The sequence below is a fragment of the Acidovorax sp. GW835-FHT14G06 genome (assembly GCF_058793595.1).
Genome location: NZ_JBXAGA010000003.1, coordinates 110,059 through 136,460, shown reverse-complemented (window position 1 = coordinate 136,460; position 26,402 = coordinate 110,059). Strand labels below are relative to the sequence as shown.

The 26,402-nt window shown below is 61.4% G+C and carries 26 protein-coding genes and 1 tRNA gene; 18 read left to right on the top strand and 9 right to left on the bottom strand.

Annotated features, from left to right (window positions below; all coding sequences use genetic code 11):
* Positions 1 to 71: 71 nt before the first annotated feature.
* Positions 72 to 818 (bottom strand): Smr/MutS family protein, encoded by a 747-nt coding sequence (locus AC1Q64_RS05770; protein ID WP_369804332.1) that lies wholly within the window; start codon positions 816 to 818, stop codon positions 72 to 74.
* A 179-nt stretch (positions 819 to 997) separates the two neighbouring features.
* Positions 998 to 1,711 carry a RadC family protein gene (gene radC, locus AC1Q64_RS05765; protein WP_492250724.1) on the bottom strand — a complete coding sequence of 238 codons (714 nt, stop codon included), beginning with the start codon at positions 1,709 to 1,711 and terminating at the stop codon, positions 998 to 1,000.
* Between the two features lie 89 nt (positions 1,712 to 1,800).
* Between radC and AC1Q64_RS05760 the strand changes: the two genes are divergently transcribed.
* Both AC1Q64_RS05760 and ispH read left to right on the top strand, forming a co-directional pair.
* Entirely contained in the window at positions 1,801 to 2,265 is a 465-nt protein-coding gene (locus AC1Q64_RS05760) for an FKBP-type peptidyl-prolyl cis-trans isomerase (RefSeq protein WP_492250723.1), read from the top strand.
* Entirely contained in the window at positions 2,265 to 3,260 is a 996-nt protein-coding gene (gene ispH / locus AC1Q64_RS05755; protein WP_492250722.1) for a 4-hydroxy-3-methylbut-2-enyl diphosphate reductase, read from the top strand. The genes AC1Q64_RS05760 and ispH overlap by 1 nt, the downstream gene beginning before the upstream one ends.
* Positions 3,261 to 3,369: 109 nt before the next feature.
* On the opposite strand, the gene AC1Q64_RS05750 is transcribed toward ispH, so the two are convergent.
* Complete coding sequence (locus AC1Q64_RS05750; RefSeq protein WP_492250721.1) at positions 3,370 to 4,098, bottom strand: CBS domain-containing protein; 729 nt, start codon at positions 4,096 to 4,098, stop codon at positions 3,370 to 3,372.
* 167 nt (positions 4,099 to 4,265) lie between these two features.
* Between AC1Q64_RS05750 and AC1Q64_RS05745 the strand changes: the two genes are divergently transcribed.
* From AC1Q64_RS05745 to AC1Q64_RS05720, 6 genes are all read left to right on the top strand, one after another.
* On the top strand, positions 4,266 to 5,207 hold the full coding sequence (locus AC1Q64_RS05745; RefSeq protein ID WP_291438207.1) for a threonine/serine dehydratase: 942 nt from the start codon (positions 4,266 to 4,268) through the stop codon (positions 5,205 to 5,207).
* Between the two features lie 31 nt (positions 5,208 to 5,238).
* Positions 5,239 to 6,555: a serine--tRNA ligase gene (gene serS, locus AC1Q64_RS05740; protein ID WP_492250720.1), complete on the top strand. Its 1,317-nt coding sequence runs from the start codon at positions 5,239 to 5,241 to the stop codon at positions 6,553 to 6,555.
* Between the two features lie 29 nt (positions 6,556 to 6,584).
* Positions 6,585 to 6,674 (top strand) — tRNA-Ser (locus AC1Q64_RS05735).
* A gap of 363 nt (positions 6,675 to 7,037) precedes the next feature.
* Positions 7,038 to 7,439, top strand: a complete 402-nt coding sequence (locus AC1Q64_RS05730) for a helix-turn-helix transcriptional regulator (protein WP_288852079.1) — start codon at positions 7,038 to 7,040, stop codon at positions 7,437 to 7,439.
* A gap of 374 nt (positions 7,440 to 7,813) precedes the next feature.
* Positions 7,814 to 9,202 (top strand): YfjI family protein, encoded by a 1,389-nt coding sequence (locus AC1Q64_RS05725; RefSeq protein WP_444824281.1) that lies wholly within the window; start codon positions 7,814 to 7,816, stop codon positions 9,200 to 9,202.
* Positions 9,203 to 9,461: 259 nt separating this feature from the next.
* Positions 9,462 to 10,595: a YagK/YfjJ domain-containing protein gene (locus AC1Q64_RS05720; RefSeq protein WP_492250719.1), complete on the top strand. Its 1,134-nt coding sequence runs from the start codon at positions 9,462 to 9,464 to the stop codon at positions 10,593 to 10,595.
* Positions 10,596 to 12,229: 1,634 nt separating this feature from the next.
* Here AC1Q64_RS05720 and AC1Q64_RS05715 read toward each other — a convergent pair.
* A complete protein-coding gene (locus AC1Q64_RS05715) occupies positions 12,230 to 12,949 on the bottom strand; it encodes an AbiV family abortive infection protein (RefSeq protein ID WP_056162905.1) in 720 nt (239 codons plus the stop codon).
* Positions 12,950 to 13,359: 410 nt separating this feature from the next.
* On the opposite strand from AC1Q64_RS05715, the gene AC1Q64_RS05710 reads away from it, so the two are divergent.
* From AC1Q64_RS05710 to AC1Q64_RS05675, 8 genes are all read left to right on the top strand, one after another.
* Entirely contained in the window at positions 13,360 to 13,968 is a 609-nt protein-coding gene (locus tag AC1Q64_RS05710) for a sigma factor-like helix-turn-helix DNA-binding protein (protein WP_492250718.1), read from the top strand.
* Positions 13,965 to 14,606: a hypothetical protein gene (locus AC1Q64_RS05705; RefSeq protein ID WP_056162901.1), complete on the top strand. Its 642-nt coding sequence runs from the start codon at positions 13,965 to 13,967 to the stop codon at positions 14,604 to 14,606. Before AC1Q64_RS05710 ends, AC1Q64_RS05705 begins: the two co-directional genes overlap by 4 nt.
* The gene (locus tag AC1Q64_RS05700) at positions 14,603 to 17,926 is read left to right on the top strand and encodes a UvrD-helicase domain-containing protein (protein ID WP_288852075.1); all 3,324 of its coding nucleotides are present in this window, start codon (positions 14,603 to 14,605) and stop codon (positions 17,924 to 17,926) included. The genes AC1Q64_RS05705 and AC1Q64_RS05700 overlap by 4 nt, the downstream gene beginning before the upstream one ends.
* 100 nt (positions 17,927 to 18,026) lie before the next feature.
* On the top strand, positions 18,027 to 18,530 hold the full coding sequence (locus tag AC1Q64_RS05695) for a hypothetical protein (RefSeq protein WP_056162896.1): 504 nt from the start codon (positions 18,027 to 18,029) through the stop codon (positions 18,528 to 18,530).
* Positions 18,531 to 18,540: 10 nt separating this feature from the next.
* Positions 18,541 to 18,999 carry a DUF7665 family protein gene (locus AC1Q64_RS05690; RefSeq protein ID WP_056162893.1) on the top strand — a complete coding sequence of 153 codons (459 nt, stop codon included), beginning with the start codon at positions 18,541 to 18,543 and terminating at the stop codon, positions 18,997 to 18,999.
* A complete protein-coding gene (locus tag AC1Q64_RS05685) occupies positions 18,956 to 19,471 on the top strand; it encodes a M67 family metallopeptidase (protein WP_056162890.1) in 516 nt (171 codons plus the stop codon). Before AC1Q64_RS05690 ends, AC1Q64_RS05685 begins: the two co-directional genes overlap by 44 nt.
* Positions 19,468 to 20,865 carry a ThiF family adenylyltransferase gene (locus AC1Q64_RS05680; RefSeq protein ID WP_056162887.1) on the top strand — a complete coding sequence of 466 codons (1,398 nt, stop codon included), beginning with the start codon at positions 19,468 to 19,470 and terminating at the stop codon, positions 20,863 to 20,865. The genes AC1Q64_RS05685 and AC1Q64_RS05680 overlap by 4 nt, the downstream gene beginning before the upstream one ends.
* On the top strand, positions 20,862 to 21,263 hold the full coding sequence (locus tag AC1Q64_RS05675; RefSeq protein WP_209817996.1) for a hypothetical protein: 402 nt from the start codon (positions 20,862 to 20,864) through the stop codon (positions 21,261 to 21,263). The genes AC1Q64_RS05680 and AC1Q64_RS05675 overlap by 4 nt, the downstream gene beginning before the upstream one ends.
* A gap of 10 nt (positions 21,264 to 21,273) precedes the next feature.
* On the opposite strand, the gene AC1Q64_RS05670 is transcribed toward AC1Q64_RS05675, so the two are convergent.
* Positions 21,274 to 21,921: a hypothetical protein gene (locus tag AC1Q64_RS05670; protein ID WP_209817994.1), complete on the bottom strand. Its 648-nt coding sequence runs from the start codon at positions 21,919 to 21,921 to the stop codon at positions 21,274 to 21,276.
* A gap of 428 nt (positions 21,922 to 22,349) precedes the next feature.
* Between AC1Q64_RS05670 and AC1Q64_RS05665 the strand changes: the two genes are divergently transcribed.
* Both AC1Q64_RS05665 and AC1Q64_RS05660 read left to right on the top strand, forming a co-directional pair.
* Positions 22,350 to 22,901: a hypothetical protein gene (locus tag AC1Q64_RS05665; protein ID WP_288852072.1), complete on the top strand. Its 552-nt coding sequence runs from the start codon at positions 22,350 to 22,352 to the stop codon at positions 22,899 to 22,901.
* A 9-nt stretch (positions 22,902 to 22,910) separates the two neighbouring features.
* A complete protein-coding gene (locus AC1Q64_RS05660) occupies positions 22,911 to 23,543 on the top strand; it encodes a hypothetical protein (RefSeq protein WP_288852071.1) in 633 nt (210 codons plus the stop codon).
* A 39-nt stretch (positions 23,544 to 23,582) separates the two neighbouring features.
* Here the strand turns inward: AC1Q64_RS05660 and AC1Q64_RS05655 are convergent, their stop codons facing one another.
* From AC1Q64_RS05655 to AC1Q64_RS05640, 4 genes are all read right to left on the bottom strand, one after another.
* The gene (locus AC1Q64_RS05655) at positions 23,583 to 24,035 is read right to left on the bottom strand and encodes a helix-turn-helix domain-containing protein (protein ID WP_288852070.1); all 453 of its coding nucleotides are present in this window, start codon (positions 24,033 to 24,035) and stop codon (positions 23,583 to 23,585) included.
* Between the two features lie 148 nt (positions 24,036 to 24,183).
* The gene (locus AC1Q64_RS05650; protein ID WP_056057356.1) at positions 24,184 to 24,495 is read right to left on the bottom strand and encodes an HU family DNA-binding protein; all 312 of its coding nucleotides are present in this window, start codon (positions 24,493 to 24,495) and stop codon (positions 24,184 to 24,186) included.
* 70 nt (positions 24,496 to 24,565) lie between these two features.
* Positions 24,566 to 25,381, bottom strand: coding sequence for a DNA/RNA non-specific endonuclease (locus AC1Q64_RS05645; RefSeq protein WP_288852069.1), 816 nt, complete (start codon positions 25,379 to 25,381; stop codon positions 24,566 to 24,568).
* Between the two features lie 311 nt (positions 25,382 to 25,692).
* Positions 25,693 to 26,391 carry an SOS response-associated peptidase gene (locus tag AC1Q64_RS05640; protein WP_492250717.1) on the bottom strand — a complete coding sequence of 233 codons (699 nt, stop codon included), beginning with the start codon at positions 26,389 to 26,391 and terminating at the stop codon, positions 25,693 to 25,695.
* Between the last annotated feature and the right edge of the window lie 11 nt (positions 26,392 to 26,402).

Genomic DNA, 26,402 nt, shown 5'->3' with positions numbered 1-26,402 from the left:
GCTGTAGAGTGCTGAAACGCTATTTTTTCGATAGCTGCAAGCGCATGAGAATCTAGCGCTTGCAGCTATTTTTATGAGTTTTTGCGCAGAACGGGTTGCAGCAGCACTACCAGCGCTCCAGCGCCCCCGTCCATCGGCCGGGCCTGCACAAAGGCCAGCACCTCGTTCTTTTGCACCAGCCAGCGCTGCACGCGGCCCTTGAGGACGGGGCTTTTTCCGGGCGATCCCAACCCCTTGCCATGCACCACGCGCACGCAGCGCAGGCCCGTCTTGTGGGCATGACGGATGAAGTCGCCCAGCGCTTCACGCGCCTCGTCCACTCGCAGGCCGTGCAGGTCGAGCTGGCGCTGGATGCTCCAGTGGCCCGAGCGCAGGCGGCGGGTCACCTCCACGCCAATGCCGGGGCGCCGAAAGCTCAACTGGTCGTCGGTGTCGAGCAGGGTGCTCACGTCGAAGTCATCGCTGATGGATTCGAGCAGCACCCGCTCTTCGTCCAGCCAGTGCTGCACGGGCAGCGGTGGGGGCAGGTGCTTGCGCAGCCGCGCTACGTTGGGGTTGCGCAGCGGGGTGACGGGGCCCACGCTGCGGCTGAAAAGGTGGCGTTCGGCCTCTGCCCGGGCTGCTGCTTCGCGGCGGGCTTTTTCTTCGGCCTCGCGGCGTTCCTGATCCTCGCGCAGGCGGCGGGCCACGGTGGCCAGGTCCTGCAGCTGGGTGATGCGTTCGCCCGCCCGGCGCGGGGCGGGGGGCGCGCGGCGCCGGGGCGGTGCCGGGTTGTCACCGGCGGCGGGCGGCGCGGGGGCATGGCGCAGGGGGCGCATCGCTGCCTTGGCCGCTGCCTTTTTGTCGGCCAAACCTGCGCGCCGTGCGGACCGGGGCACGGCGGGCACGGCGGGTGCAGGGGCGGGCTTGGCGCCGCCCATGGGGCCTTCGGTGCCGCGCGCGGCGCGTGCCAGCGCGGCGTGCAGTGCCGTAGGCGGGTGGGCTGGTGCAGGTGCAGTCACACCAGGCCCTTTTCGGCCATCGACAGTGCCTGGCCCGGCGCCACGATCACATGGTCGAGCACGCGCACGTCCACCAGCGCCAGCGTGGTCTTCAGAGTCTGCGTCAGCGCCTCGTCGGCCCGGCTGGGCTGCACGCTGCCGCTGGGGTGGTTGTGGGCCAGCACCACGGCGGCAGCCTGGTGGTGCAGGGCGCGCAGCACCACCTCGCGCGGGTACACGCTGGTCTGCGTGAGCGTGCCGCGAAACAGCTGTTCCATGGCCAGCAAGCGGTTTTGCGCATCAAGGAACAGCACCGCAAACACCTCATGCCCCTTGGCGGCCAGGTGCAGTTGCAGGTAGTGCTTGACGGCATCGGGCGAGTCGAACACCTCGCGTTCGCGCAGCTGCTGGGCGAGGGCGCGGCGCGCGAGTTCGAGCACGGCTACCAGTTCGGCACGCTTGGCAGGGCCCAGGCCCTTGATGCGCTCCAGGTCGGCCGCGCTGGTATGCAGCAGCCCGGCAATGCCACCAAAACCGCCGGTGACGGCACCCGTGTCCGGGTCGATGCCGGGTGGGTCCAGCAGCTCTTGCGCCATCTGCAGCACACCCTTGCCCACGATGCCGGTGCGCAGCAGGATTGCCAGCAGCTCGGCATCGGCCAGGGCGGCAGGGCCGCGTGCCAGCAGTTTTTCGCGGGGCTGGGCGTCGGCGGGCAGGTCTTTGAGGGGCATGGCGCAGGGTTTTTGAAACCCGTCAGGGGCCGACGGGCGTAGGGCTTTGCCCGGTTTTCTACAATGCAGGCCAGTTTATCGGGACTTTCATGACCTCTATCGACGCTTCCCTACCCACGGTGCAACCCGGCTCCTTCCTCACGCTGCACTACCGCCTGGCTGGCCCGGCGGGGGATGTGATCAACACCTTCACTGACAAACCCGCCACCCTGTCGCTGGGTACGGGCGAGTTGTCGCCCGCCATGGAGCAGCGCCTGCTGGGCCTGGCCGAAGGCACCCGCACCACTTTCGAGCTGCCTGCGGGCGAGGCCTTTGGCGAGCGCAACCCCGACATGCAGCAGTGGGTGGCGCGCAAGCTGATGAACGAGCTGGGCGACCCTGACGAAAAGTACAACGTGGGCGATGTGGTGCAGTTCCCCACGCCTGACGGCCAGGGCAGCTACGCAGGCGCCGTGATGCAGGTGCGCGACGACGGCGCCGTGCTGTTCGACTTCAACCACCCGCTGGCGGGCCAGGCGGTGACCTTTGAAGTGCAACTGATCGGAATCCTGTGATGCAGGCGCCGCAAGAGATCCTGCTGGCGGAGCCGCGCGGGTTTTGCGCCGGTGTGGACCGTGCGATCGAGATCGTGGAGCGCGCCATCCAGAAGTTCGGCGCCCCTATCTATGTGCGCCATGAGATCGTGCACAACACCTACGTGGTGAACGACCTCAAGGCCAAGGGCGCGATCTTCATCGAAGAACTGTCGGACGTGCCCCCCGGCGCCACGCTGGTCTTCAGCGCCCACGGCGTGAGCAAGGCCGTGCAGCAAGAGGCCGTGGCACGCGGCTTCAGCATTTTTGATGCCACCTGCCCGCTGGTGACCAAGGTACACGTCGAAGTGGCCAAGCTCGCCAAAGAGGGCTACGAGTTCATCATGATCGGCCACAAGGGCCACCCCGAGGTGGAAGGCACCATGGGCCAGCTCGACCAAGGCATCCACCTGGTGGAAGACGTGGAAGACGTGGCGCGCGTGCAGCCCCGGCAGACCGAGAAGCTGGCGGTGGTCACGCAGACCACGCTGAGCGTGGACGACGCGGCCGAAATCTCTGCCGCCGTGCGCGCTCGGTTTCCCAGCGTGCGCGAGCCCAAGCAGCAGGACATCTGCTACGCCACCCAGAACCGACAGGACGCCGTGAAGGTGCTGAGTCCGCAAGTGGACGTGGTGATCGTGGTGGGCAGCCCCACCAGCTCCAACAGCAACCGCTTGCGCGAACTGGCGGCCAAGCTGGGCACCACCGCCTACATGGTGGACAGCGCCGAAGAGCTGAGAGGCGAATGGTTTGATGGGCTGGCCCGTGTGGGGCTGACGGCCGGAGCCTCGGCGCCGGAAATCCTGGTGCAGCAGGTCATCGACCGCATCAAGGCGCTGGGTGCTGTGTCGGTACGCACCATGGCAGGCATCGAGGAAACCATCAAGTTCCCGCTGCCCAAGGGGCTCAAGATCGACGCGGCCACCGGGCTGGAAATCTCGCAGCGCCAGCCGGAGACGGGGCCCCCAGTGGGCTAGCCGGCCCAGGGTTCTTTTGCTCCTGAATCAATAGCTGCTAGCGCAATAAATATGTGCGCTAGGGACCTATTTGGTACATTTTTCAGGATGGGCGTGCACTGGCGGGCCACTACAGCGACACCGCAGGCCCGCTCCACAAATCCAGTGGCGGGTTAGCGGCTACCGCCCGCAGGATGTCAGTGCGTGAGATGAAGCCCGACAGTACTCCCGCCTCATCAGTCACCGGCAGGCCGGGCAGGCCGGTGTCCAGCAGCACGGCGGCCACGCGGCGCAGCTCGGTGTCTGGCGACACGGTGGGCACAGGGCTCACCATTACTTCGGATACCGGGCGGCGCGCCAGGTCGATGGCCTGCTTGACGGCTCCGGGCTCGGGCAGCAGGTCCAGCGGCGCCATGTCGGCCCGCAGCAGCAGGCCAATCACGCGGCCCAGCGCATCCACCACGGGTGCCTGCGCCACCGTGTTCTCGGCCAGGGTCTGCCAGGCATCGTTCACGCGCACATCGGGCGCCACGCTCACGCCGCCAGTGGTCATCACATCGCTTACCTTGGTCAACGGCTGGCGGGTGCTGGCCTGGGGGCCTTGCTCTGTCTGTGCGTAGGCGCTCACGGCGTCGTGCATGCGCAGGTTGACGATGGGGGGCGGGGCGGCGGCGCTCGTGTCGGCAACAGTGGGGCGGTGCGGGGCTGTGAAGACGGGCCCCGGCTGACCATCTTGCGCGTCCATGGCCCGCGTGCGCAGGGCCTGTGGGCGCTGCACGCTGCGCACTGCAGAAATACGCGCCAGATTTTCGGGGCCGCCCCGGTACATCTGGCCCGACGGGCCGAACACAAAGAACATGCTTTTTCTCCTGCGCGCAGACCTGCCAGATGTGCTGGTACGGGGGCTGCTCTGCCCATGTTATCGGCAGTTGCATGGCACGCATGCAGTCAGTGTTGTGTCTGTATGTTGCGGGCAGCCCCTACACTGCCCCTTCTTTTGACACCACCTGCCTCTCGGAGCCCCGCATGATCGACCGCGCCGCCATCGCCGCCGCCCGCCGCCAACTGGCCACCCAGCCCGACTTTCTGCGCACCACGCCGCTGATGCGCGTGTCTGGCAAGTCCTTGGGCGTGAACTGCGCCGAGGTCTGGCTCAAGCTGGAGCACCTGCAGGTGGGCGGCAGCTTCAAGGCGCGCGGCATGTTGTACCGGCTGCTGGCCAACCCGGTGCCCCAGAGTGGCGTGATCATCGCGTCAGGCGGCAACGCCGGTATCGCCGTGGCGGCTGCCGCCAAGGCGCTGGGTGTGCGCTGCGAAGTGTTTGTGCCCGAAGTCTCACCCGAAGCCAAACGTGCGCGCCTGCGCGCACTCGGGGCGGAGGTGGTGGTGACCGGCGCCGCGTATTCCGAAGCCTTTGAAGCCTGCGTGGCCCGCCAGAAGGCCACGGGCGCGCTGCAGGCCCACGCCTACGACCAGCCCGAGGTGGTAGCCGGTGCAGGCACGCTGGCATTGGAGATGGAAGAGCAGGGTGGCCGCCTGCCCGACACGGTGCTGGTCAGCGTGGGCGGCGGTGGCCTCATCGGCGGCGTAGCCGCATGGGTAGAGAGCCGCGCACATGTCGTCGCGTTGGAACCCGAACGCGCGCCGACCCTGCACGCGGCGCGTGCTGCGGGCCAACCGGTGGATGTGGAAGTGGGTGGCGTGGCCGCCGATTCTTTGGGTGCCCGCCGCATCGGCGCCATTGGCTGGGAGGTCAGCCAGCGCCATGTTCACGATGCACTGCTGCTGCCCGACGACGCCATCCGCACCGCCCAGCTGTGGCTGTGGAAGGAACTGAAATTGGCCGTGGAACCCGCCGCTGCGCTGGGCCTGGCAGCATTGCAGACTGGCGCCTACCGGCCCCAACCGCAGGAGACGGTGGGCCTCATTCTTTGCGGCGCCAATTGTGACCCCGCCAGCCTCGCCTGAGCTAGACCGACCACCCCTTTAAAATCCAGCAATGCTTGACATTCTTCTTCTCCGCAAAGACCTCGACACCGCCATCGCGCGGCTGGAAACCCGCAAAAAGCCCCAGGCCTTCCTTGACGTCTCCGCTTTCCAGTCCCTGGAGTCCGAGCGCAAGACGCTGCAGACCCGCACCGAAGAGCTGCAGGCCCAGCGCAACCAGCTGTCCAAGCAGGTCGGCATGCTGATGAGCCGGGGTGACAAGGACGGCGCCGAGGCCGCCAAGGCCCAGGTGGCCGCAGGCAAGGTGGAGCTGGAGCAGTCCGCCGCCCGCCTCGAACAGATCCAGGCCGAGTTGCTGGCCATGCTCGTTGCCGTGCCCAACCTGCCGCACGAATCCGTGCCTGTGGGCAGTGACGAATCGGGCAACGTGGAAGTGCGCCGATGGGGTACGCCCGGCACCTTTGCTTTCGAGGTGAAAGACCACGTGGACGTGGGCACGCCGCTGGGGTTGGACTTCGACATGGGCGTCAAGCTCTCGGGCTCGCGCTTCACGGTGATGAAGGGCCAGATCGCCCGCCTGCACCGTGCCCTCAGCCAGTTCATGCTGGATGTGCAGACCCAGGAACACGGCTACACCGAGTGCTATGTGCCCTATGCCGTGAACGCAGATTCCCTCAAGGGCACCGGTCAGTTGCCCAAGTTCGAAGGCGACCTGTTCGCCGCCAAGAAGGGCGGCCAGGATGGCGAACCCGTGCCAGACAACGCGGCGCTTTACCTCATCCCTACCAGCGAGGTGCCGCTGACCAACTTTGTGCGCGACATGGTGGTGGCCGAATCCGAACTGCCCATCAAGCTCACGGCCCATACGCCATGCTTCCGGTCCGAGGCCGGCAGCTACGGGCGTGACACGCGCGGCATGATCCGCCAGCACCAGTTCGACAAGGTCGAGATGGTGCAGATCGTGCACCCCGACAAGAGCTACGAAGCGCTGGAAGAAATGACCCGCCACGCCGAAGCCGTGCTCCAGAAGCTGGGCCTGCCTTACCGCGTGATGAGCCTGTGCACGGGTGACATGGGCTTTGGCGCCGCCAAGACCTATGACCTGGAAGTGTGGCTGCCCGCGCAGAACACTTACCGCGAGATCAGCTCGGTGAGCAATTGCGAAGCCTTCCAGGCGCGCCGGTTGCAAGCCCGCTTCAAGAACGCACAAGGAAAAAACGAACTGCTGCACACCCTGAACGGCTCTGGCCTGGCAGTGGGTCGCACCCTGGTGGCGGTGCTGGAAAACTACCAGCAGGCCGACGGCAGCGTGACGGTGCCCGAAGTTCTGCGCCCCTATCTGGGTGGCCTGGCTGTTTTAGCACCCTGAAAATCCGGCTATAATCTGAGGCTTCGAGCGGAGAGGTGGCAGAGTGGTCGAATGTACCTGACTCGAAATCAGGCGTAGTGGCAACACTACCGTGGGTTCGAATCCCACCCTCTCCGCCAGTAAGTAAGCAAACAAGCGCCCTTCGGGGCGCTTTTTTGTTTATATCTACCAATCGTTACACCATCAATCGTTCTGATTGGGCTGGATCTGATCGGACTTTGCTGGACACAAACGCTGCGTGCCTGCTGACCCTGTCGTCAAATATAAAAACGCGGGCGCTCGGCCAACATCGCAATCGCGCTTGACTTCATCAGGCACATCCCATTAACATTTAATTTCGTTGAGCAGGCGCTCAGGTGTGTCTTCGAGACACAGGCCATTACTCCGGACACTAGGGCCGGAAGGCTCCGAAAGCGTTTGAAAAACGTCCACACAAGGAGGACGAACTCGTCATTTTTTTGGCGTTGTTGGAGTTCGTCCCTATGGTTTGTGTTGGTTCCTCTGTCGGTCCTCGTACCGGTGTCTCAGTCAGCTCTGGCTATGTGCCCGCTGGGAAAGCCTCTGTTCCCCGTTCTGCTTTGCCGAGTCGCAAAAACGTTGAATCACTGGCGGATTCATCGCTAGCTTTCACATGTGAAAGCTGTCCTCATGCTGAGCACGGCGGTAAGCCCTCCAGACTCACCTCCCTATTGCGCGTTGGTGAAGTTGCCAAGATTCTTGGTATCTCGCGATCAACGATCTACGCGCAACTCCAGCAGCGCAGCGATGAACTGCACTCTGATTTCCCTCGCCCCATACGCCTGAACGCAGGCCCGCGCTCCTCTGTGCGTTGGCGTGCCGATGACGTACAGGCCTGGATCGACTCTCGTCATCGCGCTCCGTAGCGCGCTCTCTTTTTCTCCGCCCCGACGTTCCTGCCACATCGACTGTGGCTGGCGGAGCTTTGCATGCCAAAGCTCTGGGCAAGGCGAAAAGTTAGCGCGTTCTGATGAATCGCCGGCCCCGTCGGATTTGTTAATCCAACGCATGGGCGCGAGCATGAGCTCGAGTTGAAGAGGGGGGGTCATTGGCTGCCGTCGATGTTCACGGTACTGCCAACACCAACTGCGGAGATTTCTACTCCGCGGAGAGATCCAGCTATCCGGAAATGCGCGCGAGCGCATGTACCGGCAACTCGCCCGTCCGCTTTCCAAGCGCCGGGCCACCTGAGGATTGAAAAATGTACGAGCGAAAGTACGACCCGAAAGTCCACCTTGACATGGCCCCGAAGCTCCTACGGCACGCAGTTCACGCCGCTGACCTTCAAACTCAAGCGCCGATAGAGATCGCCTTGGTCTCTGCGTTGACTGCTATGGCGCTGTGCTGTCAAGGAGTGATCGACGTCAGGTCTCCCCCTGGTTTCCTGTCGCCTGTGAATCTGTTTTTTTGGGTAATCGCCAAGTCGGGAGAGCGTAAGAGCGCCACTGACAAGCTACTACTCCAACCGATCGTCGATCGGGAAATACTCGCTGAAGTATTCCGCGCGGCGCTGAAGGACCGTCATGAAGCTGCCTGCACAGTGTGGCTGATTCGACTGAAACAGTTAGAGGCGGACTTGGCGCAAGTTGTGAAGACTGGCAAAGACTGCACAGGTTTGGAAGAGGCGATTGCTGAGCATCTCGGCACCAAACCAGTGATGGAGCTCCATCCCCGATGGCTTTATCACAACACAACCATCGAGGCTCTGTTGAGGAATTTGCGCGATGTCTGGCCCTCCGCAGGGCTTGTCAGTGCGGAGGGTGCGATCATTGCAAACAGTCGGGTAATGCAGCACTTGGGCACGCTCACGGAACTGTGGCAAGCGCCTGAGCTGTTGCGAGTCGATCGTATTACGACGGGCGGCCTTTGCCTCCAGAGTCCGCACTTGACGTTCTCCGTCATGACGCAGCGCGCTGTCTACGACGAGTTCATCCGTCGCAACAACGGTATGGCTGTGAAGTTGGGGCTCACCTCTCGCTTGCTGTTGTGCGAGCCGATTTCTCGCCAAGGTGAGAGGGAGGTCACCGTGGCAACTGCCGAGTCCACCCAAGCGCTTGAGGCCTTCCACGCCCGGACTGCTGAATTGCTGGAGGAAAGCGTCGTCGCGATTAAAGAGCGCAGGCCTCGAAAGGTGGTCACATATACCCCTGAGGCCGCACAAGTTTGGTACGACAGGGCTAGGGCCATTGAGTCGGATTTGCAGCCCGGGCGGTTCTTTCACGATATCCCTGGTTTTGCTTCGAAGATCGCGGAAAACGTTTCAAGAGTAGCGGCCCTTCTGCAATATTTCTGCAATGGAACCACTGAAATTGACGTCGATACCCTGCAGGCCGCTCGGGATATTTGCCAGTTTTTTGTGGATGAAATGAAAGAAATATCCACGCCATACGATCCTATGGAGAACGCAGCTATGTACGGGCAACTGCTTGAGGAGTACCTGATTCGTTATCAGCTGACTACGCGCCGCACGGAAGTGGATATTAACCACCTTAAACAGTATGGGCCGAACAGGATACGCCACAAGGAAAAGATGTGGATGGCTATCAATAATCTTTGTTGGTTGAACCGTGTCCACACTGAGCAGCGTGGGCGCCGCACGGTTGTCGTGCTCCATTGGGGCTACGTCTGACAAGTAGATCGTTGCTAAAGCTGCTAATAGCGGCTTTAGCAGCTCTTTTGGCCATGCCCAGGCGTCCTGTGTCCTTTTGGAAGGGGCGCTTGAGCATATTTCGGATGTAAGTGATTTGATGATAGTTGGTGTTGATGCTACCAATTTTGGAATTTTCTGCGTAATTCCTTAGGCTATTTGGTGGACTACGTCGATAGTCTTGATTAATTTTCTGGGATTGTATGTTATGAATATCAGTAATGTAATAGGCGATGGCTGTGTGAGTGCCAATGATCAGATGGGAATAGCTGATGACTCTGCTAAAGACTTACCAAATGCAAGTGTTAAGTTGCCTCTCCAGGAGGGGTTGGAGCTCAGTTTTGCAAATGGTTTACATTCCTCATGGTCGCCAGGTATGGTGATCAACGCAATAGATCACCAACTCTGCGATGGGCAGAAATTACGATCAATAGGGGAGATCGAGATTCGGTGGATGGCTGAGATTCATGAAGCTGCGGTGAAGTGCAAGCGCAATAAGCGCAAGCTTATGGTTGGAAAGAGGCTGAGTGCCCTTGGAGAACGGACAGCCTCTAGATTCGCAAGCCTGCTGGTCGGTCAGACGTGGCAAGGTGCTCTTGATCGCCTCGCTAAGGTTCGCCAGCCTTACCTGCAGTGGGTCGCTAGGGCGTTCGAACGCTTGTGTCACCACACGGACCCTGATGTGCTGATTGACGAAGAGCATGCCATTAACCTTGCCCGACGCCTGGTCGCAGAGATGGTTGGCCTATTGGAGAACAAACTTGTCCTGGCACGCCTCGATACGGTGCGCCGAGAGCATCAGCGAAAGCGCTCTGTCCTGGTTCGGCGTCTCGTTGCTTTCAAGCGAGCCTTCCCGAAACTTATGGTCCTACGCCTGGACCTTGGCTACGGCAAGGAGCATGCATCTGCCTCAACAAATAGCATCATTTGTGATTGGGAGGCTCTCAAGGCCTTCATCACCGAGAACTTTTCCAGCTACCTGAGCCATGTCGTCAAGCTTGAATATGGGGTTCAGAAGGGTGCTCACATGCATGTGTTGCTGATGTTCAATGGCGCAATGGTGCGTCAGGACGTGACTATTGCCAAGCTGATCGGAGAGCATTGGTCCAACGTGGTTACTTGCGGTATGGGGGTGTACTTCAACTGCAATGCTGCGCCTTATAAGAACAGGTTCAGTCACTGTGGTGTGGGGGTTTTCAACAAGCTAGATGAGGCAACGGTGGCTGGATTTCAGGCGGTGGCCGACTACATCACTAAACCAGATCCGTTGGTAACTTTGGTGATGCCCAGTGAAAAGCGGTTTTATCGTGCCCACCTGGTATTGCCAGAGAGAAGGCGCCGTCCGTGCTCCAGGGCGGCGGCTGTGGCAGCGTAGGCAGGCGCGGAGTCGGAAGGGGTACAACGCCGCCCCTTCCTGCACATGTCAGGTCGGGCTCACGCAGCCCTTCCTCGCCAAAGACTTGTGCCTGTCGCTGGATCAGCTCCACAGGTTCATGCTCATCTGGTTGGTACTTGGGCAAGACCCGCGTGACCATCAGCCGCAGCCTGGCCTACAAGCTCTCGCGTTCGGATCAGTCCAGAAGCTAGTTTGGCAAAGATTCTCGGCTTGCTGGTGGGCGATTCTCTTGAGCATGTACTGGTCAGTGTGTCATTTCCAAGTTCGACGCACTGCTTCATCGCTCATCCATCGGAAAGGGTGCTCGCGCCTTGAGCGCAGTGAATTGGGAAGCACCTCTTCAATCGCGGCTTCGACAAGCGCTCTCAATGAGGGCCCAGGTTTCCCGACTGTGCACGCGTTCACGACAAGATCCCCTTGGCGGTAAATCAGCTTGAGCCGTTCCTGAAAGTACGCCCTCGCTCCGCTGTCCCATGCCTCACGGAACACTTTGCTCCTGTAAAGGCGAGTGGCCTGACCGAGCGAGCATTGATAGGGGATGGCGTTGATCAAGTAAAGCTGGGTCTCGTTCTTATTCCAACACGGAGGCACGAGCAATCCTGCTCGTTTGCGGATGTGGCGCCCAGTGGCGCCGTTTGCGGGCCAGGGTGTGTAGGGCTGCTTGGTCCCATATTCATCGATGTGAGGTGACTCAAGAACCAATACGATGCACGGCACGTCCGTGCGCCTCATGGGGGGCTGCTCTGCCACGAAGGCCCAGTCTCGCAGTGAAGCCAGTTCTGAAATGTGGCCAACGAATCTGTCGGGACACTCACGACTATCAAAGGACGATAGCGGAGATGGGCACACGTTGTACACGGAACATTCGAAATCATCGGAGGTGAATGTTGAGATGCTTTCCATTGACGGCGGATAGGCACTTGCTTGATCGGTATTGAGAGAATGCATGGTTGAGAGGAATGACTTCAAGTCTACTTTTTTGCTAGCTCTTCCCCAGGGCGCCTGCCCACTCACGCTACAAGCTCTACGTTGGACTAATGGTTACCTCGACCTGTTTCGGCGATGGATCCCAGTCGCGCCAAACGCTACCTGAATTTGACTCAGCGCAGCATTGCTATTTGAGCTGGTCCCGACGACCGTTCTGTCTGGCATGCAGGTTGGGGGCTCTGGGCCGAAAATATTTATCGTTTGCGGTCACGGTATGGCTTCATTCCGCCGCCGATAGCGGCCATCCCGGCCGTCCTTTCTGCAGCGATCTCGGTCGGTCCGCGCCGTGCCTCGCACGACGAGTCCTGAGTGAATTTCGGTCATCGAGCCAATAGCCGACACAAGGTTCGACCAACTGGTCTGGGGGCTGAACCGGTCGTTCTTTGCGTGCATGCTTGCGAGCCGACTTCAACATCAGCGGATGTCTACTTACCGCTGCAGGTCAACCGCTGCCAAACGCGAGCGACGCCAAGTTCGAGACGGACAGGCCCCACGATGCGCTGGTCCGCAACCTGTTTCCTGGGCGGCTGAATGAGCCGTCGTGACCTCGCGCCCGCAACTTTGAATCCCGTTCTTCGAGTTGGGGCCCATGGCTGGGATCTGGGAGCGGGTAAGGAGCAAGCCCGTTAGCCAGCGCTGGGCGGCTGAGGCTTCAGAGCGTCCCGACCCTTCTGCATCACCTCTGCCAAGCACTTCTTGAGCGCGACGAGCGAATCTGGCTTATCGCGGTCGAGATCGTCCATGCCCAGCACCGCCCACCATTGGGCGATCTCGGCAGCGGCTGCATCCAAATCGGCACCCCATCTCAACAAGATGGCCAGCTTGTCAAAAGCCATCGACATGAAGGTGCCATTGCGATTGAAAACTTCGTCGAGGTGCTCCGCGCTGATGACTTCCCGGGGGGCGCGGAACAAACCGTCGTAGTCAACATACAGGGAGGCGTTCTTGAGGTCGTTAGACTTCTCGTGGAAATCGGCCTGCAGCTCGTTGAAGGCCTCATGAGCGGCGCCTATGTCGTCCTGCTGCTCGGCCGCTAGTTCGGCCTCGGATTTGGCCAGAAAGTAGGCGTTCGTTCGGTTCTTCGCTGCATGCTTGCTGAAGGCGCGGCTGAGGCGCTTCATGTCTACAGCTTGCCCGCGAAGGACCTCCGCAGTGGCCACGTAGAGCATTTCCAGCTTCCCGCATTCCTCCAGAGAAATCTGGTGCAGCAAAAGCGCACGGGCGACGTGGCCGGCGTCGGCCAGAAGGCGTGCTTCGTCAAAGAGCTCGTCGGCGTTCTGGACGGTCTTGCGGGCACCATCGATGAGGGTTTCCGCGAGGAAACGGGCTTCGGATGTGAGGGGCATGTCCGGATTCTCGCAAACCGGATTGCGAGGCATCGGCCGGCCTAGGTTGCTTCGAACTCCAGCACCGAGCGACGCCCAAAAGCTCCTGAGGCGTGCACACGTAACGAAAGGTTATTGCATACTGGCTGGTGGAAAACCGACCGCCGTCGGCTCGGCATTGCGGGTCATCTCAACCCGCGACGCCCCGACAGCTTCCGATTTCCGGCTCATCTTGCGACTAAGTGATGCGAGGGGGGCATTCCCCTGAAACGAGAGGGGGGTGTTCGCATGACCAACGGAAAACAACGATGTACACACGAGAACCTGACGCGGCCGTAGAGGCCCTCGATGACCGCGCCTTGCTGGCTAGGCTGGCGCGTACAGACTGGGAGCACGACCCACTGTTCATCCCTGATGAGCAGGTCTTTCGCATGTTCAGGCGCGCTCGGGATGCTGAAAACACCAGCCGGGCGGGGATTCTTTCAAGGGTGCTGTCGCGGCGCATGCTGGGCCTCGCCAAGGGCTTCGCAGTGCGCAGCGGCATCTACCCCGGGAACATCGGAAACATCGACCAGGCCGCGGAAGAGCTGTCGCAGTACGTCTGGGAGTGCCTCGTTACGCGACCAGGCGACGCAGCGCATGCCGAAAAACTGTTTGGGCAGTTTTTTAAACGGCGCGCGCTCGATTTTCAGCGCCGTCTGCTGGCCAAGAAGCGCAACCTCCAGGACAGCCTGGATGCCATGGAACGCTCTGACGAGGACGATGACCCCGACAAGACCATTCGCAAGGTCTCTGCGCTGCGCCAGCACGATACGCCAGCTGACGCCCTGGCCGCCCAGCAATGGCACGCGGAAGTTGCTAAGCGGCTGCAAGCTGTGCTGACCAAGCAAGAGCACTACGTCTATACGATGCTTTTCGTCGAAGACATGCCGGTCAAGGACATTGCAGCTGCGCTGGGGGTCACCCCTCGAACCATCAACACCTATAAGAACACTGCCATTGACAAAGTCGCAGAGATGCGGAAGGAGTTCATGCAATGACATCGCCCACCCGCAGGCTATCGCTCGAGGAAGTTCTGGACGAGTTCTTCTTCTCCGCCGACAAGCCATCGCCCGCCATGGTTCTTCGCGCCTGCGAAGCCCATCCTCAATATCGCGAGGACATCCTTGAGTTTGCAGCCCTTTGGTCAGTACACGACGCCTCACCCGAGACCCTAGCTGCAGAGATTGCCAACGTCTCTGAGGAGACTGTCTCGCGCCTGCAGAGCTTTGTACTCAACCGGCTCCATGAACTGGACAACGGGGCTGGGGCAAACTCGCAAGCTGAAGCTGCACGCAAAGCCATCGAGTCGCTCGCCGGGAAACGCCTCAAGCAAGCCGCCGCTGCCGCGGGCCTGGGCGCTTCTGCGCTGCTGTTAACGAAGGTCCTCACCAAAAGCATCGTCGACGTTCCTATCAAGGTGCTGAGCGACTTGGCTGCGCATCTCGATGTTGCGCTTGACGGGCTCCAAAGATGCTTGGGACCAGAATTGGCAGGGACGAAGAGCTATCGGTCGAAAGCCGCGCCAAACGCTTCGTCTCAAGAAACCTGGAAAGCCGCGGTCCAGTCCCTGTCGGTCAGCGACGAAGAGAAGCGACGATTGCTCGCGCTACAGCAAGTCAGGGAGGGCGACTCGTGACCCCCTTCCATAGAGCTAGAGAGGCTGCGACGCTGCTGAGGCACCAGCTGTTCGGCAACGAGGCGTCGTCCGGTATCCCATCGAAGCGAGTCATCGAAGCCACCGAAGACGCTGAGGACTTCGACATCTCGGATGCGGCACCTGACGACGAGGCTCTAGGAACCGCTGATGCTGTTTTGGTTCGCAAATTCCGGCAAATCGTTGTGCGCAACGACGTGCCGAGCGGGGAGCGGGCGTTTCTCATCGCACATGAATTCGGGCACTGGAAACTTCATGACGAAGGCCACGAGGGTTGCCACAAGGTCGTCGATTCGACCTTGAAGCCAGAGGACGGCGATACGTTCGGTTCCCAGAAAGTCGAGGCCTACGGCGCTCGAGAACGCGCCGAACTGCAGGCGAACATCTTCGCCAGAGAGCTATTGCTGCCGCGATCGGTGGCACGCGACCTGTTCCTCACCGGGAAAAACGCGACGCAGTTGGCGCAAGAACTGGACCTCTCCTTGGAGCTGGTTCGACAACAGCTGCTCGACGGATTGCTTCTTCCCGAACCAGCTGCGCCCGGTGAGGAGCAGTCCCAACCCATCACACCGACCGAAGAACAGCTCGCCGCTGCCACATCCTCTGCGACGACTTCACTGGTCGTAGCCGGGCCAGGGACTGGCAAGACGGCTACGCTCCTGATGAGAGTGCAACACCTGCTCGCCAAGGGAGCCAAACCCGAGGAACTGCTACTGCTCACGTTTTCAAATCGGGCTGCACGAGAGCTCGTTGACCGGTTGCAGCAGTTGGGCGTCCAGAATGCTCATGACATCTGGGTCGGCACGTTTCACGCTTTTGGCCTGGAGTTCCTGCGTAAGAACCATGACCAGTTCGGCCTCCAAGCTCGCTTTGGCGTTGCCGACAAAATGGCTCAGATTTCGGTCCTCGAGCCACACATCTACGGACTCGGCCTAACCGCATTCAATCCCCTTGGCGATCCGCTTGACTGGCTTAAAAAAGTCACCTCGGCCATCCAGAGAGCCAAAGACGAGCTTGCAGATTCAACTGAGTTTGCCGATGCGGTGGACCGGTCGGCTCTAGACACTTCGGATGAGGCGCTGGCCAAGCAGTACGACGTCGTCAAGCTGTACAGGTGCTACGAGTCGAAGATGCAAGCCAATGGCAATCTCGTCGACATGGGAGACCTCGTCATGCTCCCTGCCATTGCACTGACTAAGGACTTTGCCAAGTACACCGCAAGCGTCGGTCGGTTCAAGCACATCCTTGTCGACGAGTACCAGGATGTGAACCGGGCCAGCGCCCAGCTCGTGAAGGCCCTTGCTGCTCACGCCAAGACCCTCTGGGTCGTCGGGGACGCTCGACAGGCCATCTACCGATTTCGCGGCGCGTCCATGCGCAACATCGTCCGTTTCGGTGATGACTTTCCTGCGCACAAGACCTTTCGTCTTAACGAGAATCGACGCAGTTTCGAAGAGGTCATCCGCGTCTTCGAGCACACGGGTCGCGAGGGAAACCCTCTGCAGATGGTGCTTCCGCTCGATGACGTTGGTTCGGCGCGGGGAAACAGCGGCATCAAGCCGCGTCACGTGAAGTGCCCCACCGACGATGTTGTCCACGGCGAACTCGCAGCCAACGTCCGCCGCATTCACGGCCTTGGCGTAGCGTTCCGCGACCAAGTCATCCTCGCGAGCACTCATGAGACCTGCAGCACTGCGGCCGACCGCCTGAATGCGGTCGGGGTGCCTGCGCTGCATCTCGGCGACATCTTCCAGCGCCCTGAAGTCAAAGACCTGCTGGCTCTGCTGCAACTCTTCATTGACCGCTCCGGGAGCGGCCTGCTTCGAGTCGCACGCCTTCCAGGACTAGAGCTGCCGCCGGCTGACGTCGAGAAGCTGCTTAGCTGGTGCAAGGCGAATCGACCGGCACCGCTCTCCTGGGTCTCTGCCCCACCCTCCGGGCTCTCGGCAAAAGGCATTGCCACGCTGGGCCAATGGGCAACTGCTTTCGCCGACCTCGACTCGTCGGATTCCCCTTGGGAGGTCGCCTGCCAGTTGCTCCTCAACCGGACGGGCATCCTCCGAGCTCATCTTGGCGGTAGCAGCATCCTCGACATCACGCGTCGTATTGCGCTCTGGCAGTTCATCTACTACCTGCGCGTGCCGGATGGCAGCCGGGCGTATCAGACCGTCGGCAGCTTCATCACTCGTTTGCGCCGACGTCTGCGCATCGGCGATGACCGTGAGCTTCGCATTCCGCCCCCTGAGGCGGACAGCCTCGACGCGGTAGCTGTCATGACAATCCACGGAAGCAAGGGCCTCGAGTTCGAAGCGGTCCACCTTGTGGATATCGACGCCAAGCATTTCCGGATGGGCACCGACTCCGAGCTCGTGCCCCAGGCCTTGCTGCAGTCCATCGCTCCCATTGAGAACTTCGAGGAGCAGAGCGAGGCGTCGAACAAGCTTTATGTGGCGCTATCGCGAGCCCGCGAGCACCTCGTACTCTATGAAACCAAGGCCATGTACAACGCTGAATGCGTTGCGGCCATCACCGGCGCCGCGCATCTACTCGAGCGCATTCAGGGCAAAGCCACCTTGCCCAAGTCGCCGGTTGTTTCCATCAAAGGCAGCGTGGCCGCCCCACCTGCCTCATATGAGCTCGCAGGTTTCTTGTCGTATCGAGTGTGCCCTCGACGGTACTACTACGACTTCATCAAGGAGCTGAGCCCGGCAGCGGGCCTGCACCCAGCTGCCCTGGTCGAAGGCGCGGTCATGCGAGAGCTGTTCGTGCCGTATGGCCAAGGGACAGGCGAACCGCCTGCGGAAGTGGAAAAAGTGCTTGCCTCTCTCGGCCCTGCCTTCAAGGATTCAGTACCGCACTTAAGGGCCTACGCTGACCAGCTGCGAGGCAACGGTCGGAGGTGGCTCGGCACGAACCGCGCCGCGATGGGAAAGCCGTTTGACATCGAGTGCGTGGGCGTCCCGCTACACGTCACGCCGCATCGCACCACCAAATCTAGCAATGGGTCAGTGGTGAAGTTGGAATTCGTGCGCATCAAGCCGTCCGGCAAGTGGTCGCGGCAGCATAAGGTTTTGAAGTGGGTGTTGAAGTACCTCGCCGAAGCGTACCCGCGGCACTCGTTCCAGGGCCGCATCTTCGACCTGAGCACAGGCACTGAAGAGTCCGTCTCCCCGTACGGCCGGCTCCCGGACGACTTCTTCCTGGTGCCGATTGCCCAAGGATTGGCGGCCAGCAAGTTCGAGGCGAAACCCAACTCCTGGGAATGCCCGAAGTGCAGGCACTTCCTGCACTGCCCGGCTTGAGCCGCTTCCGCACCAGCACTTCCGATTTCCAGGCCTTCCTGCGACTTACCCAGCATGAGCAGCGCATCCCGTGCCGCTCAACCAACTGTAAGGAGCAGCAATGCCAACCCGCATTTACATCCAGTCTGAGTATTTCCCTGAGATCAAGTTCGTCGAAGTCAACGACGATGCCACCGTCGCTGAGCTGAAGCACGCAGCCCTAGCGCTGCTGCCGCCCGGTACCGAAACGTCCGACCTGACCCTCTCGGTCGAGGACGATGACGATGACGATGACGCCCACGGCTACGCTACCCACGTCAAGCACCTCAAGAAGGAGCATGGCGTGCGCGTACACCTCCACCGCTGCAAGCAGGTAGAGGTGAAGGTCCGCTTCGGCGCCGAGGTCGTGCACCACAAGTTCCGCCCGGCGACTACCGTCGGCCGCGTGCGCCTGTGGGCCGGAGAGAAGTTCGGCATGGCGCCGGGCGACATCGCCGAGCACGTCCTCCAGATTGCCGGCGCTACCGAGCAGCCTGACGTGGACATCCACATCGGCACGCTCACCAAGTGCCCGCAGTGCGAGGTGGCCTTCGACCTGGTGCCCGCGCACCGCATCAACGGCTAAGGGGCGAGGTATGGCACCGGACGAGCAATCGCTTCGTGCCGACCTCGCGTCGGCGCGCTTTCTCTCTGGCGAAGACCGCAACCGCTGGCAGTTCAAGAAGCTAGAGTGGCCTTTCGTCTATATCAACGTCATCGCCCGCGACCGGCGCGAGTACACGCTGCGCCTGGACTGCAGCGGCTTTCCGACCACGCCGCCCACTGGCACGTTCTGGGACCCGTCGACGAACAGCAAGCTGTCCTTCGACAAGTGGCCCCAGGGCGGCGAGCGTCTGCAGCTAGCCTTCAAGCCTGGGTGGAAGAGCGGCGACGCGCTCTACATCCCCTGCGACCGCGAAAGCATCGTCGGCCACGACTGCTGGTTCGCCCAGTACCCGCAGCTCATCTGGAACCCCGCCAAGGGCATCAGCCACTACCTGGAGGTCGTCCATGAACTTCTTCAAAGTCGCGACTACACCTGCGCCCCTGCTTGAGGTGCCGGCCGCGCTCTGGGCGGAGCTGATGGCCCACCTGCGCGAGCAAGGTGCCGGCGTTCGCGAAAGCGGCGCCTTCCTCCTTGGATGCAAGACCGATGCCGGACGCATGGTCAAGCGCTTCATGCCATACGAGCAGCTGCAGCCCGACGCCTTTAGCAACGACTACGTGTCTTTGAAGGCCGACAGCTTCGCCAAGCTCTGGGAGGTCTGCCGCGCCACCGGCATGACCGTCGTGGCCGACGTCCACACGCACCCCTTCGGCCCCGGGCAGAGCCGTTCAGACCGCACCAACCCCATGGTCGCCCTGAAAGACCACATTGCCCTCATCGTGCCCAGGTTCGCCAAGGGCAACCCGCGCCCGCGTGACCTCGGCCTCTATGTCTACCAAGGCAACCACCAGTGGGCGTCGTACTCGGGTTCCGATGTCGGCCGCCTCCTACGAGTTACCAATGCTGGAGTTTTTCAATGACCGAGTTGAACGCTGATTCCATGCACCGGCTGGCCAAGATGGCGCTGGACGCCGGTGAAGTTGACTCGCCCGAGGAGGCAGTAGCCTTGTTTTCGCGCTACCGCCTGCGCATCCACCTCGGCCACGGCTGGGCCGACACGCTGGCCGGGCAGGCCAGCTTTCTGACCGCGCTGAACACGGCCGTGCGCGCCTTTCTTGGCGGCGTTGAGGTCTACGACGACCTGAGCCATGTCCTTGATGTCCCGCTGTATCGAGGTCGCAGCGCACGGGAAGTCGCCAAAGAGCTCGGCGCGGCGGTGGTCACCTGCACCACGACCGAGCTGCCGACGCTCGTGCTCGGCGCCGCGCCCGACGCCGCTGCACCTGCCTTCTGCGTTCAGCTCGGCTGGGACCACTGGCGCTTCCAGATTGCGCCAGTCGGTGCCGAAAGCGCGCTGACCTGCGTCGATGACAACCCACTCGCCGGCATTGGCGCCGCCGCGCTGGGCGTCAACGAAGCCTTCATGCACGTCCGCGGCGACCTGGTCGAGGCTGGTCATCGCACCGTCGGCATGTCCCTCTGGAATCCGCTGGCCGTCGCAGACTGGCGCGACGATGCACACAAAGGCCCCCCGCTCGCCTATCTGCCGAAGTCCCTATGGCTCGTCGGTTTGGGCCACCTTGGCCAAGCATATGCGTGGACGCTGGGCATGCTGCCCTACCCGGTCGACGGCCGGCCGCACCTGGTGCTTCAAGACTTCGACAAGGCAGCCAAGTCCAACCTCAGTACCTGCTTGCTGCTCTGGGCGGCTGACCTGCTCAAGCCGAAAGTCAGGGCCCTCGCTAGCCGCCTGGAGGCCGCCGGCTTCACCACCGCGCTGGTCGAACGCCGGTTCGGTCCTGGACACCGCGTAATGGTCGACGAGCCGACCACGGCCCTCTTCGGCGTCGACAACGTCGCCGCCCGTCGCGACCTCGACACGGCTGCGTTCGCAATGGTCGTCGAGACCGGGCTGGGCAGCGGCTACCGCGACTTCCGCAACATCCGCCTGCACACCTTCCCGGGGCCGCGCCTGCCTTCCCAAATCTGGAGGGCTGAGTCCGCCGCGCAAGCCGAGCCCGAGCTGAACGATACCTACAAAAAGCTCGCCGACGAACGCAAAGACATCTGCGGGATGACGCTGCTGGCTTCCCGCGCAGTGGCCACGCCGTTCGTTGGCGCGCTGGCGGCGGTGCTGGCCCTGGCCGAGGTGATGCGCCCGCTACACGGCGGCTTGGTCTACGCGGCCCTGGACGTGCAGATGAGAGCCCTGCGCCATCGCACCGGCGCAGCGCCCAGCACCTATCAAGGCCTCCAAACCGCCTTCGTTCAAGCGGAGAAGCGGCCGGTCAGCTCGACGCGGGAGGCGGCGTGAGCAGGCGCGGCTACAGGCGCCACGGCCGCGGCGGCCTTTCCACGGCGGTGGACAACACCGCGCACCTCGCCGCGTCGTTCGGCCCCGTCGGTGCCCTTTGCACGGGCGCGATTGGCTTTGCCGTCTTCTACACGGTGTTGCCGCTTTGCATGATGGCCTGGACCGCCGAGCGCAAGGCCAGCCTCAAGGGCTCGGCCGCTGCGGTCTTCGCGAGCTTGTTGGACCAGGTCATGTGGCACCGCCTCATCTCGCCTTGCCAATGCGCCGGCATCGCCATCCTGTTGGTGTGCTCGGCCATCGCTGTCTGGAAGTTCCTCGACCGAGCCGAGCTCAATGATGAAGACATGACCTTCCTGAGTTTCATCTCTAAAGGCATCGGCCGACTGATGGGGAACTGAGATGCATCCTTCAGAGCTTGTCGACCACTTCAACTGACGCCACAAATTCGTCCGCGTTGGCCACCTGCCCAGCCACTGCAAACAGCTGTCGAGCGTCCTCGTCCCACTGACGGTGCATTTGCTTTTCCAGCTTGTATTCGTCAAAGCGGCGGTAGACGAAAGGCAGCACTTCTTGATGCCAAATCAACTGCGGAACCGATGGATGGCTTCTCGCAAGACCAGAGTTGTGCCGATTGCCGAAACACACGATATGGATGACCAAGGTCTCGTCTTGCCACACACCATGACCGTAGAGGGCCCTAGCAATCTCCTCTACCTGGTGGGCTGGTCGGAATCCACCGGCGCAGAGCACCTTCTGCATGTTCTGGCGCTCTGGGTCAGTCCATGGCCCATTCAAGCCGCACTGCCCCGTCTTCACTTCAGAAAGCACCACCATCGGTCTGCGACGTTCAGCCATGAACAGCGGGTGGTCTGGCATGGGCCGCCGTCGGTTCTCCGCACGAAACGGGAATCGCACCCCCAGCACATCGACGTCAGTCTGCTGCGGATAGGCGCCGTCGTCCCGAGGCCCCTCGGGATGCACGATGAAGTTCGGGATAGTGAGAAAGCCGTTGAGCCGCAAGAACCAGAAGGCGAGGCGTTCGGAGGGGATGCGCATGATTCACAGCATCCATGCCGTTGTTGGGTGTGTCAACAAGCCTCGTACGCCACGTTGTCCGGCGAGCATCCCTTGCGTGACAACGAGCGGGCCAGCTTGGCGTCAGCGATTCGAGCCAGCCAGCCTGGCCGCCACGATCGGAATGCGCCACGGGACTGTCTCTACTGGCAGCGATAACTCAAAATGCCCAACCGCCTCCACATGCGCCCGACGGCCGCTTCCTTCGGCGAAGCTGCCGGATAGGCCGCGTCAGGTCGGGGGACCGCTGCTGGAACCAGCTGCCGCTTAGGTCCCCGCCGACGAGCGACCGAGATCAGCCTGAAGCAGTCAGGATCTCTGAGACGTTCCTAGCGACCACAAAGTGGCTGTGCACAATTTTTAGTTGCCTAAAACTGTCCTCCATCTAGAGTGCGGTCGTAGGAGGGGATATGCACGCCGCAATCGACAAGACAGTTTTTCATCGTCACGAGTCATCGCTTTCAATGAGCTCTGTTACGCGTCAGTTCGCGACGGTTGCGATCGCTCAGGCTCTTTCCAGCGCAGCCATGGCCTTCCAGATCGCCCCCATGGGCTCAGCCTTTGAGTCCAAGCTGACCAACGAAACAGAAAACTCCCTGGCGAGGGCTGCCGATCGCTTGGGTGTCCTGATCAAGGGCCGCGTCCATGAAGAGATCACCCAGATTGGCATGGGTTGTCCGATAGAGCCGGGCACCCTGGCCCAAGACGTCAGCTGCAGCTCTCGGGATCTGCCCTTTGCCACGCCCTATGTCATCTACGGCGTGCGTTGGAATGATCTACCTCCGTTCAAGCTTTCACCCGACGAGGGCAACTGCACCTACCTGGGCAAGTCCTGCAACGTGTCCCAGACCATCCGGTTCTCGACCCAACCGCTGTGTTGGTACTGTCTCTTCAAGGATGCAGAGAAGAAAGCGCAGACCCAAGCGATCGTTGGGTGCAGCAAGACCAAGGGTAGTCTGTAAGGCAATGTGATGACCCGCTCGCACTTCGGCGACTTGCAGTTCCTGCATGCCATGGCCAGTGAGGAGGCAGTACACCCTGGCGCGACCCGCGCCAAGGTGCTGGACTGGCTGGAGTTCGCCTGGAAGGTGTCCTCGCGAGAAATCAAGCCCGACACCTTTCTTCGAGACATCGACAACGCCACGTTGAAAGAGCACTTCGGATGCACACATTGGAGAGTCTCGGACCTCTACATCCTGGGGCGTCAGGACAAGCTGCTTCCGTACTTGCATCATGTGGCGTTCGGATCTGTGCTCCACACAGTCCAGGACTCGTTTGCTGGAGCCCATGCCTCACGTGAGAACTCACCTCCAAGTGGCATGTGTCAGGAAACTGGCTTTGCAAAACCGAGGCGGATCGTGGAGTTCCATACCTATGGCGCGCAGGACGGAAGTCTGCACGACGAGCAAGACAGCCGGGAAGCTATGACGCGCGTGAGCGCTACAGACAGGTGGCCAGATGCTGTGGAGGCGACGCGCAATCTGTCGCGCTTCTATGAAGACCGCGCCCGATGGAGCGACGTCCAGCCCTACATGCAGTGTCTGTTCGAACTGGCGGACGAACGCAATGACTCGTCACCAGGAGAGCCGTACCGTCGCCGCTGAGAGCATGGCGGGGGAGCCCTCCGACTCACTATCCGCCGTTCACTGCGGATTGAGCAGTGCCAGCGCCTTGCGCTTGCCCAGTTTCAGTACTTCAGCGATGCGCTCCAACTGCGCGGCCCGTGGGTGTACCTGGCCGGACTCCCACTTGTAGACCGACAGCGAGGAAGCCCCCAGCAGCTGGGCCATCTGTTTCTGTGTGATACCGAGTGCCGCGCGTTTGTCGATCAACACCTGAGCATCGAACTGGATCTGCTTTGACTTCTTGGGAGTGGCAGTTTCAGCGATCACCTTGGCTTTGGGTGCATCCGTTGCTTTGACCTGCCGTTGAGTCGCTTTGAGCTGGGAGGTCAGAGCCTTAACCTCACGCTTCAGTGCTGCGATCTCAGAGCGATGGCCGGTGATCGCCTTGCGCATGCCCTGGAGTTCAGGCTTGAGCTCCTTGCGAGCCATGCGAACGACTTCAGCGCGAAAGGCATTAGAAAACGTATTCATAGGCCCGATGGTAACTTTGACGCCTTATCGCGCACTTAGAGGCTGGTGCACTGCCGGAATCGCACTCCTTCTTCGTTCCACAAAAACAAAACCGCCGAAGGCTTGTACCCATGGCGGTTTGTTTCAATGGCGGCCAAGTAAGTCGGACTTACTTCCCAGCCTTGTCCGCCTTGCGCTTGGCTGCCTTGGGATCCACCACGGCCTTGAACTTCGCACCCGCCACAAACTTCGGCACCGTGCTCGCAGGGATCTTCAGCGCAGCACCGGTCGATGGGTTCTTGCCCGTGCGTGCCGCACGCTTGGCCGACTTGAAGGTCCCAAAGCCCACCAGCTGCACGGCATCGCCTTTCTTGACGGCGGTCTGGATGGTGTCGATCAGGGTTTCCAGCACCGCATTGGCTGCGGTCTTGGACAGGTCATTCTTGGAAGCCAGGATTTCAACGAGTTCTGCGCGGTTCATGGATGCTCACGTGTAGAAGTTGGAAAGGATCGATTTATAACCCCGCCGCTGACACAGCCCTTGCTGGGACTCAATGCTGCAGTGCACTTCTTGGCAAAAACTCCACTCCCGTGCGTTTCACCAACTCCTGGTAGCTGATAGGTCGACCCACCGACTCCCCCTCGCGGTTCTCTTGCCAATGCGCCCAGGCCCTTTGGGTGGTCGCGTCGTACACCAGCTTGTACAGATAGGTCGGCACCTTCACCCCGTTGGCTCCGATGCGTGGCCCCGCATCCGTGAACACCGGCCCGGTGATCACAAACACATCCCCCTTGGCCCGCTTCACGTAGTGCCGCGTGTCCTGCTCGATCTTGTTCCAGGCGCCACCGTTGTGCTGCGCATTTTGGGGAACTATGTTCGCCAGGCTGAAGCTCTGCGCCATGGCCGTCGGCGTCGGCATGTCTCCCGCCGGCGCCATGTGTCCTCGGGAGTAGCCAGAGTTCTTGTAGTCCTCCAGCTCCGCCCGCTCAGCGCTGGGTAAGCGCGCATCCGCAAAGAACCGTTTGGCCCGTTTCTCATCGGCATCCTCGATGAGCCTGCGGTTCAACCGCTGAGCCACAAACACCGGTGTCTTGGTCGTCCCGGAATGCAGCACCGCAAACGCCTCATAGCAAAGCTCGCGCAACTGCGGCCGGGGCGTGATGGCCGGTGGCCTGCCATTCGCAAAGAACTGCGGGCACTGCGCAAAGGACGTGGGCTCGGGCGTGAGCAACGCCGCACTGTCAAACTGCGGAGACCGCGCCCAGGAAAGAGTCGGGAGAGCAACGCTGGCGAGAGACAGGGCCAGCACAGCCGCCAGGCGCACACGGCCTGGCCAAGAGAACAAACGATTCACAGAAGAAGACATCGAGTCAAACAAAACGGAGCCCGATTGGAGCACCGTTCATCTCTCACTTCTGGTCCGAATGCTCGGATCCCGCAGGGTTTTACAGCTGCTTGCAGCGACAGGGCCCACAAACAGAAAGGGCTCCCAAAGGGAGCCCGATCTGACTGCCGGCCCCTGCGGTTCAGTGAACACTCCCCACGGCACCAGCACCCGCACCGCGCGAAGTGCCACCACCATGGGAAGTCTTGCAACTGCTTCAATTCAACCCAAGCAGTTGGTCTGCCAAGTTCCATGGCGCTGAATTCGCCAAAGGGTGAGGGCTTCTTCATGCATCACACTGATTCGACAGGTAACTCTACCTGCTGTGCCGGATCTTTCGCCCGGTGCACAAACAGCTCCAGTGGCGGCACTTTGATCAGCGCCTCTGCCTGTTCGACGGTGCCATGCAGCCAGGCATCCCAGTCACCCTTTTCCAGCGGCACCACCGTACGTTTGTCCTGCATGTCCGGCGCGCGCTTGGGGTCAGGCCTGTGCATCAGATTGAGAACAGGCACGTCGTCGCAGTTCTGCGTGATCATGGTGTAGCTGGGCAGCACCTCACCCGTGGCCGGGTCGGTCCACTCGCTCCACAGGCCCGCCAGGCCCCAGGGCTCGCCGTCGGCGCGCTCGAACTGCCAGGGGATGTGCTTCTTGGTCCCCCAGTAGGGTTCGACGTACAACTGCGCCGGGATGATGCAGCGCTGTCCCTTGCGCCAAGGGCCGCCATAGGTCCATGACTTGGCCATCCCTTCGCGCCGGGCGTTGACGGTGCTCAGGCGCTTGTCATCCTTGCCAGTGGGGATGTGTGTCTTAGAGTGCGGCGGGATCATGCCCCACTGCCCCACCATCAGCTCGCGGCCCGCCTCGCCCTGGGCGCGCAGGAACGGCCCCCGATATAGCGGGCTCATCTTGTCGCGCCACTCTTCCTCGGGCACGTCACCGAAGTGCAGCACCAGCTGCTCGCGGCCCGGGACCTCGTAGTAGGTACACATGGCAACATTCT